This is a genomic window from Luteitalea sp. (assembly GCA_009377605.1).
Classification (GTDB): Bacteria; Acidobacteriota; Vicinamibacteria; order Vicinamibacterales; family Vicinamibacteraceae; genus WHTT01.
Genome location: WHTT01000016.1, coordinates 70,456 through 87,059, shown reverse-complemented (window position 1 = coordinate 87,059; position 16,604 = coordinate 70,456). Strand labels below are relative to the sequence as shown.

Annotated in this window: 15 protein-coding genes and 2 rRNA genes; 11 read left to right on the top strand and 6 right to left on the bottom strand. The window is 64.2% G+C overall.

The window, feature by feature from the left end; genetic code table 11:
- The 9 genes from GEV06_07800 to GEV06_07760 form a co-directional block, all read left to right on the top strand.
- A 23S ribosomal RNA gene (locus tag GEV06_07800) occupies nucleotides 1-315 on the top strand; the annotation flags it as partial.
- 117 nt (nucleotides 316-432) lie between these two features.
- Nucleotides 433-549: ribosomal RNA gene (rrf, locus tag GEV06_07795) — 5S ribosomal RNA — on the top strand.
- A 235-nt stretch (nucleotides 550-784) separates the two neighbouring features.
- The gene (locus tag GEV06_07790) at nucleotides 785-1,282 is read left to right on the top strand and encodes a spore coat U domain-containing protein (GenBank protein MPZ17797.1); all 498 of its coding nucleotides are present in this window, start codon (nucleotides 785-787) and stop codon (nucleotides 1,280-1,282) included.
- The gene (locus GEV06_07785; protein ID MPZ17796.1) at nucleotides 1,188-2,015 is read left to right on the top strand and encodes a fimbria/pilus periplasmic chaperone; all 828 of its coding nucleotides are present in this window, start codon (nucleotides 1,188-1,190) and stop codon (nucleotides 2,013-2,015) included. Before GEV06_07790 ends, GEV06_07785 begins: the two co-directional genes overlap by 95 nt.
- Nucleotides 1,975-4,401, top strand: a complete 2,427-nt coding sequence (locus GEV06_07780) for a fimbria/pilus outer membrane usher protein (GenBank protein ID MPZ17795.1) — start codon at nucleotides 1,975-1,977, stop codon at nucleotides 4,399-4,401. The genes GEV06_07785 and GEV06_07780 overlap by 41 nt, the downstream gene beginning before the upstream one ends.
- A complete protein-coding gene (locus GEV06_07775; protein MPZ17794.1) occupies nucleotides 4,380-5,333 on the top strand; it encodes a hypothetical protein in 954 nt (317 codons plus the stop codon). The genes GEV06_07780 and GEV06_07775 overlap by 22 nt, the downstream gene beginning before the upstream one ends.
- Nucleotides 5,334-5,651: 318 nt before the next feature.
- Nucleotides 5,652-6,662 carry a sugar phosphate isomerase/epimerase gene (locus GEV06_07770; GenBank protein MPZ17793.1) on the top strand — a complete coding sequence of 337 codons (1,011 nt, stop codon included), beginning with the start codon at nucleotides 5,652-5,654 and terminating at the stop codon, nucleotides 6,660-6,662.
- 80 nt (nucleotides 6,663-6,742) lie between these two features.
- Complete coding sequence (locus tag GEV06_07765) at nucleotides 6,743-7,066, top strand: hypothetical protein (GenBank protein MPZ17792.1); 324 nt, start codon at nucleotides 6,743-6,745, stop codon at nucleotides 7,064-7,066.
- Nucleotides 7,067-7,192: 126 nt separating this feature from the next.
- Nucleotides 7,193-7,606, top strand: a complete 414-nt coding sequence (locus tag GEV06_07760; protein MPZ17791.1) for a hypothetical protein — start codon at nucleotides 7,193-7,195, stop codon at nucleotides 7,604-7,606.
- A 6-nt stretch (nucleotides 7,607-7,612) separates the two neighbouring features.
- On the opposite strand, the gene GEV06_07755 is transcribed toward GEV06_07760, so the two are convergent.
- The 5 genes from GEV06_07755 to GEV06_07735 form a co-directional block, all read right to left on the bottom strand.
- The gene (locus tag GEV06_07755; GenBank protein MPZ17790.1) at nucleotides 7,613-7,939 is read right to left on the bottom strand and encodes a hypothetical protein; all 327 of its coding nucleotides are present in this window, start codon (nucleotides 7,937-7,939) and stop codon (nucleotides 7,613-7,615) included.
- Nucleotides 7,940-7,975: 36 nt separating this feature from the next.
- Nucleotides 7,976-9,154 (bottom strand): FAD-dependent oxidoreductase, encoded by a 1,179-nt coding sequence (locus tag GEV06_07750; protein MPZ17789.1) that lies wholly within the window; start codon nucleotides 9,152-9,154, stop codon nucleotides 7,976-7,978.
- A complete protein-coding gene (locus tag GEV06_07745) occupies nucleotides 9,151-10,425 on the bottom strand; it encodes a methyltransferase domain-containing protein (protein ID MPZ17788.1) in 1,275 nt (424 codons plus the stop codon). Before GEV06_07745 ends, GEV06_07750 begins: the two co-directional genes overlap by 4 nt.
- A gap of 172 nt (nucleotides 10,426-10,597) precedes the next feature.
- Complete coding sequence (locus tag GEV06_07740) at nucleotides 10,598-12,112, bottom strand: aminotransferase class I/II-fold pyridoxal phosphate-dependent enzyme (protein ID MPZ17787.1); 1,515 nt, start codon at nucleotides 12,110-12,112, stop codon at nucleotides 10,598-10,600.
- Complete coding sequence (locus GEV06_07735) at nucleotides 12,057-14,471, bottom strand: hypothetical protein (protein ID MPZ17786.1); 2,415 nt, start codon at nucleotides 14,469-14,471, stop codon at nucleotides 12,057-12,059. Before GEV06_07735 ends, GEV06_07740 begins: the two co-directional genes overlap by 56 nt.
- A 521-nt stretch (nucleotides 14,472-14,992) precedes the next feature.
- On the opposite strand from GEV06_07735, the gene GEV06_07730 reads away from it, so the two are divergent.
- Nucleotides 14,993-15,346 (top strand): RNA-binding protein, encoded by a 354-nt coding sequence (locus GEV06_07730; GenBank protein ID MPZ17785.1) that lies wholly within the window; start codon nucleotides 14,993-14,995, stop codon nucleotides 15,344-15,346.
- 186 nt (nucleotides 15,347-15,532) lie between these two features.
- On the opposite strand, the gene GEV06_07725 is transcribed toward GEV06_07730, so the two are convergent.
- On the bottom strand, nucleotides 15,533-15,724 hold the full coding sequence (locus GEV06_07725) for a hypothetical protein (protein MPZ17784.1): 192 nt from the start codon (nucleotides 15,722-15,724) through the stop codon (nucleotides 15,533-15,535).
- 117 nt (nucleotides 15,725-15,841) lie between these two features.
- On the opposite strand from GEV06_07725, the gene GEV06_07720 reads away from it, so the two are divergent.
- Nucleotides 15,842-16,579, top strand: coding sequence for a hypothetical protein (locus tag GEV06_07720; GenBank protein ID MPZ17783.1), 738 nt, complete (start codon nucleotides 15,842-15,844; stop codon nucleotides 16,577-16,579).
- Nucleotides 16,580-16,604 lie beyond the last annotated feature (25 nt).

Sequence of the window (16,604 nt, the reverse complement as noted above, 5' to 3'; positions counted from 1 at the left end):
AGACAGTTCGGTCTCTATCTGCCACGGGCGCAGGAAACTTGAGGGGGGCTGGCCTTAGTACGAGAGGACCGGGCTGGACGGACCTCTGGTGTACCAGTTGTCGCGCCAGCGGCAGCGCTGGGTAGCTACGTCCGGACGGGAGAAACGCTGAAGGCATCTAAGCGTGAAACCCTCCCCAAGATGAGGTTTCCCTGGATCGCGAGATCCCTAAAGGCTCCTGGAAGATGACCAGGTGATAGGCCGGAGGTGTAAGGACGGTGACGTCCTGAGCTGACCGGTACTAATCAGCCGTGAGGCTTGACCATATCCTCTCTCACTTCGGATGAGGTCGGTAAGAGACTGCCGTTTGCAGGGTATTCAGTTGCACCAAATGTACGCCGGACACGAGGTTCGGCAAATGTAGGCCCGACCTTCAGGTCGGGCGAGCGCTTTCCCGGTGGCGATAGGAGAGGGGTCACACCCGTTCCCATTCCGAACACGGAAGTTAAGCCCTCTACCGCCGATGGTACTGCAGGGGTAGCCCTGTGGGAGAGTAGGTCACCGCCGGGAGTAAAATCCTCCGGGAGAACAAAAGCCCGACGTCGCTCTGCGATGTCGGGCTTTTCTCTTGTACGCACACAGCCTGCGCCCCTATCCGCCCATCACAGGGAACGGACGCCGAGCGCACCGTGCTAGAACTTGAATTACCTCTCGCAGTTGCGTAAAAAGGTGTACCGTCGTCCTTTGTCAGTTGATGCTCCAACAGGGGTACACCACTCCAACGGTCTCATGAGAGGAGCGGCTCATGGCTAGGTTGTCCATCACCACCTTGGCCGTCGCTATCGCGTGGACGCTGCTTGTCGCCCCTGCCTCCGCGCAAACGGCAGCCGCCACCTTCGACGTCTCAATCACCGTGGAGGCTGACTGCACAATCACGGTCGACGACTTGAGCTTTGGTACCGTGGCGGACCTCACGCCAGAGATTGCGGCCACCACCACGGGGACCGTAGCGTGTACTGGAATCTCTCCCGTCAGCGTCTCCTTCGATCCGGGAACGGGAGGCGCGAGCACGTTCGCCACACGCGAAATGGCACTTGGCTCGGACACGATCGACTACAACCTCTACGCCGACGCAGCCCACACAGAGATCCTGGGCGATGGCACGACTGGCACGGTGACCATCGACTTCACCAGCACCGGTGGTGACGATGGGTTCGATGTGTTCGGTCAGACGGCAGCCGCGCAGAACCCAAAGCCGGCCGGCACCTATACGTCAACGATTACCGCAACTGTCACTTTTTGATATGGGCCCAGGCCGATCCGCTGCCGGTGGGCTGATCATGCTCCTTGGGCTGGTACCGCTCGCCTATTCTGCCGGCCAGAGCGGTGGTCAGCTGCAGGCTGGGCCCACGCTGCTGGAGATCGGCCCGAAAGTCGCCGCGACTCGGCTCCTGTTGGGAAACACGGGTGATGCGCCGGTCGCCGCGCAAGTGCGCGTGTACGCTTGGCGCCAGTCGGACGGTGAGGACCGGTTGGTCCCCAGCGATCAGGTGGTGGTGAGCCCGCCGATCGTGGAGTTACCGGCTGGTCGCGAGCAGGTGGTGCGGGTCGTGCGTCTGGGACCGCCTGCATCCGGTCGCGATCACTGCTACCGCATCATCGTCGATGAGTTGCCGCGCGCGGAGCGCGCCGAGGGCAACAGGGTCAAGCTGCGAATGCGCTATGTGTTACCGCTGTTTGTCCGCGCCGCGGAGGCGAGCACTCCGGCTCTCACCTGCACGATCGACGCGGGAGGCGTCCTACTTATGTGCGAGAACAGCGGCGGCCGCGCCGCCCAGCTTGGTGCTTCTCGTCTGCTCGACGATGAAACGCAGGTCCTGAACCTGAGCGAGGGCCTGTTTGGTTACGTTCTGCCTGGCAGCCGCAGGGTCTGGAGCCTTGCCGCACACCGCCCAGCGTTGAAGGGCCAGACGCTGCGGCTGGAAACCCGTCTCAATGGCCATCCCGCGAAGCTCGCCGTGGATCGGGCGCCCTAACCACTTGGTGCTCGCGACGGTGGCAGCTTGTCTGTTCGCGGTCAGCGCGGTCGCTGCAAGCGCGCAGTCACCGTCAGCCAGAGGTGAGACGTCTCCCCAAGGCGTGGCGCCGCCCAGTATCAGCGCGGACAACTTGGAGCTCGCCGGACAATCTCGGACCGACGATTTGTATCTGGAGGTGTTCCATGGAGCGCGTTCCACCGGCCTCGTCGTACGCCTGCGTCTGCGCGACGGCCAACTTCGGGCCGCCCGCGCCGACCTCCGAGCCGTCGGCTTGATCGTGCCCGATGAGACCGAGCTCGATTCCGAGGGCTTGATCTCCCTCGACGCGCTGCCGGGCCTGGTCTATCGGTATGAGCCGGCGAGCCAGCGCCTGGTCTTGCAGATACCTCCAGACCTGCGCCCGGTGCAGCGACTGGGGTACCAAACACCTGCCGTTGTCGACGTTCGTCGCGATCCAGGCTGGCTGTTGGGATATGACGCGTACAGCCGCGCGCTCAATGGCGATCAGACATTTGCAGTTGCCAGCTCGTTGCGGCGGTTCGGCCCCGCCGGGGCGATCGAGCTCACTGGGGTCAGTCGCGCCGGCGACAACGCGATCGGTTACCAGCGCCTGGACACGCGCTGGACTTACAGCGATCCCAGGCGGCTGTGGAGCTGGACCGCAGGCGACCTGATCAGCGGCGGTCTCTCCTGGAGCCGGCCAGTTCGTATGGCGGGCTTTCAGTGGCGGCGAAACTTCGCGACGCGTCCGGATCTGATCACGCTTCCGATGCCCCGCTTCTCGGCTCAAACGACCGTGCCTTCCACGGTGGAGCTGTTCGTCAACAACATCAGGCACTTCGGTACGGAAGTGCAGGACGGTCCGTTCGTGCTCGATGCCTTGCCGCGGATCAGCGGCGCTGGCCAGGCGTCGCTAATTGTGACCGACGCGCTCGGCCGTGTGACCGAGACCACGCTGCCCCTCTACATAGATCATGAGCGCCTGGCGCCGGGCCTGAGCGATTTCAGTGTGGAGGCTGGCCTCTTGCGACACGGTTTTGCCACAGCCGACGGGGATGACTACGGAGACGATCCGGTGGTCAGTGGCAGTTGGCGCCGCGGCCTCACGGACGCAGTCACGCTAGAGGGACACGGCGAGGCAGGCCCCGGCGTGCGACTGGCCGGTGTGGGCGCGGTCTGGTCGCCATGGAGCCGCTGGGGGCTCGCCACGGCATCGATCGCCGTCAGCGACGGCGATCCTTCCGGCAACCAGTACACGCTGGGTTATCAATGGTACGACGTCCGCTATGGTCTCGACGTGCTGGCACTGCGGCGTAGCCGCGGCTTCCGCGACCTCGGCGATGTGCGAGTCGACTCGATAATGGCGGTGCCGTCATTGCGGGCGCAGGACCGCGCGACGTTCTGGCTGGCCGTCCCGCGCGGCAGTCTCGCCGTGACCTGGCTGCGCTGGCGCGACAGCGACGGGCGCGATCGCGATACGCGTAGTCTGTCCTGGACGCAGAACCTTGGTGCGCGTCTGTCTCTGTCCGCGAGCCTGTTCGATGACAGCGAGGGCGGTCGCGGCGGCGGATTGTCGCTGAGCATCCCGCTCGGCGATCAGCTGCATGCCAGCGCCAGCGTCCGGCGCAGCGAGGACCGCACTTCGCTGTCTGCAACCCTGCGTCGTAGTGCTCCATACGAGGGTGGCTGGGGTTGGCGGGTCGAGGGCGGTGACCGGCCTGGCGGTTATGCGCAGGCAGCGGCGGAGGTGCGCGGCCGCTATGGCGAGGCATGGTTTGGTGTCGACCGCACGGATGAGCGCACAGGCATCTTCTTCCAGGGGGCTGGCAGCATGGCGCTGATGGACGGACAGCTGTTTCTGAGCCGTCGGATCCACGACGCTTTCGCTGTGGTCTCCACGCAAGCCGTGACCGATGTGCCGATCCACAGCGAGAATCGGCTGTTCGGCCGCACCAACGGCGACGGCTATCTGCTCATCCCGGAGTTGCGCGGATGGCAGCGGAACCGTCTCGCCATCGACCCGAGCAATCTGGGACCAAACTACCGCGTGGGCGCGGTGGAACAAATGGCGACGCCTGCTGATCAGAGTGGTGTGCTGGTGGAGTTCGACGTCACAGAAGTCAACCCGGCGATCGTGGTGCTGCTGGGTCCGAATGGTGAGCCGGTGCCCGCGGGCAGCCGTGGGCGCCTGGTTCGCACGGGGCGCGAGATCCTGGTGGGATTCGGTGGCGAGGCTTACTTGGAGGACGTCACGGAGGAGACCGTGATCGAGCTCGAGGTGTCCGGTGTCGGCTGCCGCTATCGCGTGCCTGTTACAGCCGACACGGCGCGGTCCGCGGGCTTGCGACGAGAGCCGCTGGCATGCGAGAGGATCGATCCGTGAAGCGCATCTTGTCCGGCATGATCCTGATGCTTGGCTTGTGGCCACTCGATGCGCAGGCGCAGGGTTGCACCTATACCGTCAGCCCGGTCATGGAGTTCGGCCGTATCACGGGTCTGCCGACTCCACAGATCGATGTCACCACCACGATCTCGGTGACCTGTTCCACCCTGCTCTCTGTGAATCGCCGGGTGTGCTTGAGCCTTCCCGCCGGCAGCGGCGGCCTCTCGATCGCCGATCGGCGCATGGCGGGCCCGGGTGGCGATTTCGTCCAATATCAGCTCTACACGAACGCGGGTCGTACCGATGTTTGGGGCGCGCTCGGCGGCAGCTCCCCAGCGGTCGCGGTTGATTTCCTGTTGCTGGTTGGCTCGAGGACGATAACGGTGACAATCTATGGTCGGGTCTTCGCCGGTCAGATGAGCAAAGCTGTTGGCACCTATCTCTCCAATCTCGCGCCCCAGGCGCGCTGGCGGGACTTCATTCTCACGCCGCCCTGCCAAAACGTCACGAGCAATCTGAGCACGCTGCCCACCCTGACCAGTCAGCTCGTCATCGACCCGAACTGCACCATCACCGCCAACCCGCTGAGCTTCGGCACGGTCACCGGGATCACTGGCCATGAGGCTACCAGTAATCTCTCGGCCACCTGCACGCCAAACGCCGCTTACACCATTACGCTGAACGGCGGCTCGGTTAGCGGCAATGTCAATGAGCGTCAGATGCGCTTGGGTCCTGGTCCCGACACGGTCGACTACCAGTTGTATCGTGACAGCGGACGCACGCAGGTGTGGGGCGATACGCAGGCTACCGGCGTGACCGGCAGCGGCACGGGCAGTGCCCAGTCCATCCCGGTATACGGCTCGGTGCCGGCGCAAGGCCCCAAGCCGCCAGGCTTGTACCAGGACACCATTACCGCCACCATTACCTTCTGACATTCAGAACTCTACCTTCAATGCGAACTGCATGATCCGGTTGTCGCCGACCGTGCTGGTGATGCGGCCCACCGTCGGGGAGCCGATGGACGCATTTGGAAACCCGAAGTGGGGTGTGTTGACCAGTGCGTCAAGGTGTCAAGTGCACGGTCTGTCATTACGCATGTGCTGTCAGGAGCTGCGTAGTCGCTGTTGCCGTTGGCCCAGCCTCAGGCGAGACGAAGCAGGCTGGCGGCCGCCGCAACTCAATCGCTTGACTTTTCAGGATGCTGTGGTATCTACAGTGCTTCTTCTTCGACGATCAAAGGTAGGTCCTGGGTGCGTGATTCTTGGTGCTTCGTGCGGTTGTTGGCAGTGCTCATTGCAGGGCTGGCAGGGTGGCCCGGTGTCATCGCCGCGCAGTCGCTGAACGCGCGTGACGGATCCGATCAGGCACCGCGGTTGTGGTTGGTTCAGAACCTATGGGGCTTTCGGCAGTGGCCGGCGGTCGAGCAGGAGTGGTCCGTCGACGAGCAGCTCGAAAAGCTTCGGCAGACCGAGTTCGACGCTTTCGACGTCGCCCTCCCAGACGACGCGGCAGAGCCGGGTGTCATTGCCCACTGGCGTGCCCTGGCGGCGAAGTATGGCCTCGGCATCGGCGTTGAGGCGTTTCCCGAGCGCGTGGAGGATCTCGATGCGGCTCTCCCTTTCATCAAGGGTGTCCAGGCGCCGTACGTCGACCTCCATGTTGGTGGTTACTTCATGGCCGAGGGTGATGCCGAAGCGCTCCTGCGCAGCCTCGTCGAGCGCTGCAAGAGTGAGGGCATCCCCATGATGACACAAACGCATCGCGGCCGCGTCACGCAAGATCTGCTGCGCACGGTGCGCTACGCCAACGCAATTCCGGATCTTCGCTTCGCGTTGGACGTGTCGCACTATGTGGTTGCCGGCGAGCTCACCGGTGAGCTGTCACCGGAGGCGCGCGGCGCGTTCGACGTGCTCGTGAGGCGTACGGCGATGCTCGACGGCCGCGTATCGAACGGCGAACAGGTACAGATCGACATCGGCTCGGGCGGCGACACGCCGCACGCGAAGCGGTTTGCCGCACTGTGGAAGCAAGCGATGATTGCCTGGCTGCAAAGCGCGGTGCCAGGCGACCTCTTCATCTTCCGGGTGGAGCTCGGACCGCCGGACTACGCGATCCGGGATCTCTCGGGCCGCGAGATTTCCGACCGCTGGGCGCAGGCGCTCGTCATTCGTGACCTCGCGGAGCGACTGTGGAATGAAGCGGTGCGGGAGACGGGCAAGGGTGAGCTGCACGCATCGGGTGCGCGCGGCGGTGACAGGTGAACAGGTGACCGGGTGACCAGGTGACAGGGTGAATCGAGGTTGCTCACCTTTATGGTATGGCATCTCGTGGAGAAGCACTCATGGCGTACACATACGACGAACTGCACGAAAAGACGATTGCCGAGCTGCGTGAGATCGCCAAGGACGTCGACCATGAGGCCGTTCAAGGGCACACGCAGATGAACAAGGAGCATCTACTGCCCGCGCTCTGCGAAGCGCTCGGCATCGAGATGCACGCACATCACGTGGTCGTGGGGGTCGATAAATCATCGATCAAGCAAGCGATCCGTTCGCTCAAGAAGGAACGCGACCGAGCCCTTGCCGACCATGACCACACACAGCTCAAGCACGTTCGGCGGCGGATTCATCGTCTCAAGCGCCGTCTCCACGCGGCGACGGTCTAGTTCTAGCGGGCCGCGGCCTTCGGTCGCGCCCCACGACGCTCACTTGCGAGCCCCGAAACTTGACCAAATGCGTCAAGTTTCGGGTCCTCAAGGGTTCTAGTGACAGGACACCAAAGGAGGACGCCCATGGCGGAGGAAGTCCGTCTCGTCGACTACTTCTACGTGTTCGTCCCTGACAAGCCGGGTGCGGGAAGTCGCATCCTGCAGCAACTCAAGGATGCGAATGTCAACCTCCTGGCGTTCTCTGGATTCCCCGAGGGACGTCGGGCACAGCTCGACTTCGTGCCAGAGGATCCGGCCGCGCTCAAGCGGCTGGCTCGTCGAGCCAAATGGAAGCTGGTCGGTCCCAAGAAGGCGTTCTTGATCGCCGACGAGGACCGCGTTGGTGCCATGGCCGATCTGTTGGGACGTCTCGCGGATGCCGGGATCAACGTCATCGCGAGTGATGCGGTCGCCACCCGTGCCGGTCAGTTTGGCGTGATTCTCTGGGTCGCGCCGCGCGACGTCAGGAAAGCCGCGAAGGTCCTCGGTGCCAAGTAGGAGCGCTTACATACGAAACAAAACCTTCAGGCGGGTCTTCGCAGCTTCGAAGGCTGCGCGATGCGCGTTGAGGGGATATTCAGCAGCAACGAGGGGCGCGGTCTGCACGACAGTGCGGGTCAGCAGGTCCAGCGCTGCTGTGAATGGCCCGCACCGAGATCCAACGAGTGTCACCTCGTCGACGACGATGGGCCAAGCCTCCAGAGGTGTCGTGCCGTGAAACGTGGACTTGAGCACGACCGTGCCCCGTGGTCGTACGAGCCCGAGGGCGAGTGTCAGACCCTCCGCGCGTCCCGAAACATCGACGACGACGTCGAATGCTAGTGAAGGCAATCGCAACCCGCCTTCGCACGGCTCCGGCGCGGCGAGTTACATCGGGTCCATCGTCGATGCGGCTTCGACCGCAGCAGCGCGCGAAGCGTTCGCCGTGAACCGAAGGGAGGATTCGTTCCTGTGGAGAAACCACCGGTCGAGGACGACGTGACGCGAGAACCAGCGGGTCCCGAGTAGTCGGCGTCCCGCTGCCGTGATCGCGGCACGCGGCAGCAGACCACCTATCGACGTCGTGTGATTGCCTGTCGGCCCGCGGCGCCCAAAGCGTGCCTGCACGGCGGCTTGATATGCGGCGAGCCCGTCCGATCGCCGATTGCCCGCAATGGCCTGCGCCGCCAGCAGACCGGATTCGACGGCCGGGCGAATGCCCTCCCCGCTTTGTGTGTAGGCAAGACCGGCGGCATCGCCGATCAAGAGGGCGTTATCGGCGACTATCGTGCGGGGTGAGGAGTCGTAGAGCAGGTAGGCGTGACCCCGCCACCCATCTGGCAGATCCCCCGGCAGGCGGCCCGCGTGCTGCAATTGCGCGACGAACCGCTGCAGATGCTCGGAGAGCCGGCGGCGATCCTGCCGCCCGATGCCCACGTTCAGGACTCGTTCCTTTCGAAAACACCAGCCATAGCCGGCGAGGTCCGAGCAAAAGTAGAGCTCGGGAGCCTCGGGTGCGATGCGGCAGACGCTCATCTGGGCCGCTGATAGCAGGAACTCCACCTCGTTGGCCACGACTACCGGCTCCTCGCGGCGTGGGCCGTTCAAGCGACGAGCCACTGGACAAAAATGGCCGCCGGCGCCGACGAGCATCGGTGCGGCGTATTCGTCGTTCACGACCCAGCCTGCTGCCGTGTGCTCGATCCGATTCACATGGACGTCGAGCGCCAGACGTGCTCCCGATCGCTCGAGCAGATAGTGATCGAACTCTCGTCTGAGGATGCCGAAGCTGACCGGGGCATCGTACGAGGTGTCGACGAGCGCACCGCCCATGAGCCCCGTTCGAAAGGCGGTAATCGGTTGAAACGTCCGCGAGCGCCGATAGTCCCGGACGTCGAGATCCAGCGCGTCCGCCACCGCCGGTGTGATCCAGCCGGCGCAGACTTTGTCGCGAGGGAACACTGCACGGTCCAGCACCAGCACGTCGACGCCCGCCTGACGCAGCTTCCAGGCACAGCTCGAGCCCGCCGGGCCACCGCCGATGACCAGCACATCTGCCGACGTCACAGCGGCCCCTCGTACAGGTGATTGCGCGTCAAAGGCACCCGGTTCGTCGCGCCGCGCGCGAAGAGCACCTGAAAGAGCTGCATCGTGCCCGTCGTGAACGCGGCCTCCGACCCGGCCAAATACAACTGCCACGCCCGCGCAAAGGGCTCATCGAACATCGTCTTGACCCGGTCGGTCGCCGCTTCGAACCGGCGTCGCCAATGGTGCAGCGTACGAGCGTAGTGCAAGCGCAGGTTCTCGATATCGAGGACCGATAAGTCGAACGGCGCGAGGATGCGTCCGACGACCTGCGGCAACGTGGGCGGGTATCCGCCTGGGAAGATGCGCTTGCGGATCCAGGCGTTGAGCGGCGCCGGATGATTGCGCCCGATGAAGTGCAGGAAGCCGCGGCCATTCGGATCGAGCACGCGATCGATCGTCTGGCCGAGCATTTGGTAGCACTCGAGACCCACGTGCTCGAGCATTCCGACCGAGACGAAGGCATCGTAGCGACCGGTGATGTGCCGGTAGTCGTCTTCGATGAACTCGACCCGATTGGCCAAGCCTTCGGCCCGCGCCTGCGCGCGCGCGTACGCAATTTGCTCGTGTGAGATGTTGAACGCCCGCACACGCGCACCATGGTGGCGTGCCATGTGCCGGGCCAACGCTCCCCAACCGCAGCCGGCCTCCACGACCGTTTCTCCCGGTTGCAGCCGCAGCTTCCGGCAGATGTACTCCATCTTGACCCGTTGCGCCTCTTCGAGCGAGGCGCGAGCATGGGGAAAGTACGCGCAGGTGTAGACGAGCTGATCATCCAACCACAGCCGGTAGAAGTCGTTGCCGATGTCGTAGTGGTGGTGGATGTTGTGGCGCGCCGTATTGAGGCCGTGCGATCGGTCCAGCCAGGGCGCGAGGTGATCCCGCCACCGCTTGGCGCCGGAGGTGACCCGGTAGAGCGCTTCGAGTGCCGTGACGAGGTCGCCGGCGACCTCGAGGTTGCCCCACATGTACGCCTCGCCGAACTCGAGAGAGGGACGGGTGAGCAAGCGGATCAGCGTCGCGCGATTGCGTATCTGAATCGTCGCGATGGGCTCGCTCGATGCTGGGCCGTACACCAGATCGCCGAGGGCCAGGTTGACCGGCGCGTCCTCGATGTATCGGCGAAGAAGACCAAGGAGCATTCGGTCTCCCGCCGTGCCAACCGGCGCGGCGCGAGCAATCGCTCCCTGATCCGATTCCGGCTGGCCCGACGAGGTCATACCCAGTGAAGCGCTGTTGGGTTGCGAAGCCATGCAGCCTCCAGAAGTAGATGCAGAAGCACCCCGTCAGTGGTAGATCCCGATACCGGGCAGGGGCACATCGGCACGCCGATTATACGCGCCGGCAGAATTCGCCGATGGTTGGATGCACGAGGGCCGCGAAATCAGGTGATCCCTTGATCCCTAGACCCCTTGATCCCCTCCTTCAACACTCGCCCTGCCACTCAACGGCGCCAACCGATCGCCCATATCGCGCGGACGAGGGAGCCGAGAGGATTGGCAACATGATGCGCATCGCCCGCCGCATCTCATCCATCGTCCCAATCGTGATGCGGGCGTGGGTGGTGAGTGGAGGAAACGGACGAGCGACTGCGAGGCCGGCTTCGCGACACAGATGCTGGAAGCTGCCCGCATCGCGCCGCACATCCACCATCAGGAAGTTCGCTTCGGAAGGAAGCACGCGATAGCCGGCCCGTTCGTAGGCCTCGCGTGTGAACGCGCGTGCCTCGTGGTTGAGGGTGCGTTGCTGCGCAAGATGCTTCTCATCGCCGAGAGAGGCGAGGGCAGCCGCGGCGCTGGCGCTGCTGAGCCCGTTTCGTGCGAGCTGTTGCTGCATGGCCGACAGTGTGTCCGGGTGACCGATCGCGTAGCCCACGCGCAAGCCGGCCATCCCATGAATCTTGGAGAACGTGCGTGAGACGATGATGCGCGGGTCAGTGCGTGTGAGCGGGAGGGCCGTGGCGTACGAGCGGTCCTCCACGTACTCGTAATACGCTTCATCCACCAGGATCACGGCGTCCGGTGTGGTTCGCCGGACCCGCGCGACGAAGTCGGTGATCGCATCGGAGGAGTTGACCCCGCCGGTCGGGTTGTTGGGATTGCAGACGAAGAAGAGTCCAGCGCCTTGCCCTCGGGCCGCCATGGCCGTCAAATCCAGGGCGCCGGACGGTTGTACTGGTACTGCGTCGATTGGTGTGCCAATCAGGGCGGCCGTGCGGCTCGGCGCCTCGAACGTTGGCGCCGCCGTGACGAGCCCGTGTGACGAGGAGGTGAATGCAAGGGTGGTGGCACGGAGGATCTCGCCAGAGCCCGGAGCGAGCGCAACCTGCTCCTCCCCGACCTCGTGCAGCGCCGCGAGCGCCGCTCCGAGCGCGGAGGTGTGCTTGGACGGATAGCGATTGGCCTCGCTCAAGCTTGCGCGGAGTGCCTCGAGCGCGGCTGGACCGAGACCGTAGGAGTTCTCGTTGCTGCTGAGCCTGAGCGGCCCACCGTCCTCCCCTGGGGCGCTGGATATCGCTCGGGCTGTGCCGAATGCTGTACGGGGCCACAGGGAAGCGCCAAGCGTGGCTGCAGCGAGCGAGCGGGTAACCGCCCGCCGCGAGAGGCCTCGGCCGACTTCCGTTGCGAGAGCGTGAGGAGCCTGCCTGCTCATGTCATCTCTCCTTCTTGTACCGGAGCAGGGCCGACGTGCGGGGGGCGGACACCAGCTTACCATCGCGGGCCGATGTCTGATCCAGTGAACGGCGCTGTCCGATGTCTTGGAGAAAATGAAGGGCTCGAGGGGTTCCCGTGTGCTTACCTCCGCCACGGCGACGGACGAAGGGGCCGTCACCGTAGCGGAGGCGGAAGTGCAAACACGACGGTTGATGGCTTTCGGGCTGCTATCAATCCGGAATTCTGGTCGCGAGGGCGACGCCACCAGCATTGCCAAACCGGCCATCGGTCGATTTGTACCGGGCGTATTCCACGACGAGCGGTCCGCGCTCAACACCGAAGTGCTCGACGAGAATACTGAACCGCCGCCCGTCAACTTCGGGAAAGTGGTCCTGGATGCGTACCGTCAGCCGTCCAAGCGACGCGATTGAGAAATCGCGGTGAGCAGTTGCGCCATCGTCCAAAACGACGGTCAGTCGCACGCCCACACCCTCCGAGAGGAGATTCCCTACGAGCACGTAGGTATCGTCAGCGGCCGGCCCGCCGGAGGCCGCCTCGCCAATTGCCCACTTCGTTCCCGTTTCCGTTGCTCCCAACGTCACGTGGCCTTCGTACCACGAGGCGGGCGTTGGCCCCCACCACATGACACGCTCGGCGACGATCGGTACCGACGAGAACACCTGCATCGCCATCGAGGTGGCGGCCAGTCGCGGATCCTCCCGGTCGACCAGAATGGTCCGTCGAGAGCGTGGGGGTACTTCGTACGGCCCGGTTCCAAAGGGCACGCCACCCTCCGGGAGCAGATAGCCGATGGAGACCTCCGCTGTCTCGTCACCCGGATTGCCCACGACGACGAACGTGTCGAAGAACGACGTTTCGCCTTCGGCGAAGGACCATTCCCGGCTGAGCAGCGGGGTGCCCCGCGACGTTGTGCCCGCGTCGAACCGCTCGCCGAAATACATGGCCCGTTCGGCGACAATGGGGCGGTCTGCCGAGATGACGGCTGCAACTTCGGCGAACTCGAGACCCGGCACCTCGTTGGCCCAGACGGTGCGTCGTCCCTGCGCGGGCACGACGACCTCTTGTGTGACGGGGTCGCCGCTGCCGCGCAAATATTGGATTGTGACCTGTGTCTCGGCGTCGTTCGGGTTCGCGATCAGATAAAAGAGATTGGTGAAATACGTCGCGCCCTCGGCGAAATACCACGTCGCCGCGGTCTCGGGTGTCCCGCTTTCCAGCGTGCTGCCGTAGGCACGGGCGGCATCCCAGTGCATCTGGCGCGTCGCCACCACGGGTTGATCCGACTCGACGTGGATCGAGACACCGCCCTGGTGCGTGCTCATTACCTCGTTCACGTTGATCGTTTGTCGCTTGCCGGGCTCCAGAGTGAACGGCACTGCCGTTGGCTCGGCTGACGTTTCCGGATTTAGAGTGATGACGCCCTCGGCAGCTTCGGTGTCGCTGGGGTTGAAGAGGCCCAGGTCAGTTTGGAAGACGCCGGTGGCGCCCTCGGCGAAATGTTGCTCGAACGGCACCGTGACGGTCGCTGTTTCCGTCCAGGTCTCGCCGGCTCCAGTGAAGAAGTACGCCGCCCCCCTCGAGTCAGGGAAGTGCAGTGCGCCGACAATCAGCGTGTCGCCGTCGAGCGCCGTCTGCTGCGGCGGGGCTGTTATATCGCTCTGGCCGCCCTCTGCCGTGAGCGTCGCTGTCTCGGTCCAGGTATCGCCAGCCCCGGTAAACACGTGCACGGCGTCGGGGGTCCGAATGAAGAGTGTCTCGCCGACGAGATCCACCTGTTCCGCGTCGCCGGACGGCGTGAGCTTGGCGGTTTCCGTCCATGTATCTCCGCTGTCCACGAACACGTATGCGGCGTCGAGGGCATGAGCGCCGACGACAATGGTGTTGCCCACAACGGTCACGGAGGAGCCGAACCAATCGGCTCCTCTTCCGTCCGACGCGACCAGCTCTGCCGCCTCCACCCAGGTGTCACCGTTCCGCGTCAACACATACGCCGAACCTTGCTCGAAATTGGCGGCAGGCGTGCCGACGACGATGGTGTCTCCGTCGATGTCGACAGACGAGGCGAAGCGTTGTCCATCGCCGAAGGTGAGCTTGGCCGTCTCGCTCCAGGTGCCGTCGTCTGCGCGGGTGAAGACGTACCAACCGCTGACCAGGGTGCTGTCGTCGAGAGCCATCGGCGTACCAAAGTTCCCGACCTCATCGCTCGGCGTCAGCGTCGCCGTTTGCGACCATGTGCCGTTCGCGCGTGTGAAGACATAGGCCAACCGTGCAGATGGTGCGCCAACCACCAGTGTGTCGCCCATGAGTACGACAGACTGACCGAACCCATCGCCCGGTGCGCCGCCCGTTGCGACGAGCTTGGCCGTTTCGGTCCAGCCAGCGTCTGTCCGCGTAAAGACGTACGCGGCGCCCAAGCTAGTTTGGCTTCCGCCAATAAGGGTGTCCCCGGGCGCGCCGACAACCGCCGTGTCGCCGTCGATGGCGACGGATTGGCCGAAGGACAGTCGCGAGACCAGCGCCTGCTCGACGCGGGAATCACTGATGTTCGCATCCTGCGCAGCGCTGGCTGTTGCGGAAATGAGGAATATCGCCAGAGCGCCGCTCAAAAGAGTAATCTGCCTCATCCGTTTTCTCCTGGTAGGGGAAGAGCTACGAATACGGGAGGAATACGGCGACGAGTGTCCCGTGAGGCGCTGGCAACGAGAAGCGCGTCGGGATGAAGCGTGTCGGTCTCGTGACGAACGCCATCGATCCAGGGACAAGTCGCGATTTGAGCTCGGGCAGGCAGCGCGAGGCTTCACACTCGCGATTGTCGGCAATTCTCCGTGGGCGGCGCTGTCAGATTCTTTGGACGGGGCGAGTGGTCCAGAGGCATGCTGGAGTGAACTAGCCTACAGTTGCGCGAGGGCGGCGAACGCGGTATATTACGGGGGGGTTTGGAAGTTTGCCCGCCTCAGTCACCACGCGAGCCAGTGGAGCCGCTCCTGATTTGCTTCGCTCAGATCGTGTCTGTCCTGCAGCGTGGGCCGTCCGCGCAAGCGACCTTCCGTGAGGTGCCCTTTAGACGTCCACAAGTGTCTGGGTACGAATACCCGTGAGTATGCAAGGCCCCGGTCTTGCCGTTCAGGAGCAGAGGAGTAGGTCCATGAGTCGGAAACTGTATGTGGGCAACCTGCCGTTCGAAACCAGCGAAGCAGATCTCGAGGCGTTGTTCGGTCGCGTGGGTACTGTCGACACGGTCCAGGTGATGCGGGATATGGTCACTGGGCGTGCGCGTGGCTTCGCCTTCGTCGAAATGGCGACTGACGAGGAGGCGCAGAACGCCATCCGTGAGCTGCATGAGACGCAGGTCGGCGGCCGGACGCTCACGGTCAACGAAGCGCGTCCGAAGCCGGCCTTTGGCGGCGGACCGCGGCCTTTTGGCGAGGGCCGTCGGAACGGTGGTGGCGGTGGCGGTGGCGGCGGCCGGGGCGGTCGTCGACGCGAGCCGCGCTGGTAACGGTGCGTTCGGCGAGCACGCCCTGCCAGCCGAAAGGGAGGGACGCCTCGCCGACGCGTCCTAACGTGGAGGGGCGCACCGCCTCGGTGCGTCCATCCGTTTCAGAGAACCGCACGGGCTGGCCCGTGGCGGTTGTTCGTGTGTGCTCAACCGCACGAAATGCAGGCGTCACAGCCCACTAGCCCTTTACGCGTCGCAGTCGACGCAGCGGATCTCGTCGAAGATTGTCTGCCGCAGGTCGGCGTTTTCCCGGGCGTAGTCGATGAGGCACCGAATCGCCTTGCCGGTGTCCGGCAAATTGTAGGTCTGAGCCATCTCTTCGAGAAAGTCGATCTTCGACTGCTCGAGCTCCACGGTAAGCGGCAACTTATCCTTCATTGCGTTCCTTCCTTTGCTCTCGGGATGCCTCCACCACGCTCGATACGACCCCAGCGGGAGCGCGCCGGTGACGCTTCTTCGCTAGAATCATGTGCGTAGGCCGTCTCACCTGCACCCATGACCAGCCCCGCCTATCGCCGCGATTCCTCGTTCCTCCTGGTGGAGTACGACACTCAGCGAACACTCCGGACGCGAAACAAGCCCTATTATCGTGTCCTCCACTGGCCGATCTGGGTGTTCGTGTTCTTCATCGCCCCGGGACCGCTGACCTTCGCCCTCTTCGACCGCGGCTTCGACTGGCGCATGGGTGCCTGGCTATCGCTCGTCGTTTTGGGCACTGCTCTCGCGGGTCTCGGTGGGCGGCTGCCTGGGTGCGAGCCGGCACCCTACATCATTCGCTTCACCGAGGATCGGCCGAACCCGATCTATCGGCGCATCTGCTATTCGTTTGCATGGGGCGCAGCCATCACCTTTGCCCTGCTCAACATCGCCGGCCTTGTCATCGCTGTCACAACGGGCACCTGGATGCTCGAGCAGATTTATCGAACCAGCTATTTTCCGATCGCTGGTGCGATCTGGCTGGCAGGGTTGCTCGGTTACTTGCCGCGTGTCAAGTCGTCGACACAGGGTGAGGGGCATGAGCGGCGGTACTTCTACGGCACGGTTTGGGCAGTGAGCATTGCGCAGCCGTTACTCGGGCTTATGTGGATTGGCCTGCCGCACACGCGCGCCGCGGACCTCGTCAAGCTAATCGTATTCGTCGCCATACTCGCAGGCGTGGGCTGGCTCGCGTATCGCGGCCGTCTGCCGCGCACGCGGCCAATCGTGCCCGGCGAATTGGCAGCGCTCGACTGACCGTTCAACGGCACTGGTCCGGAGC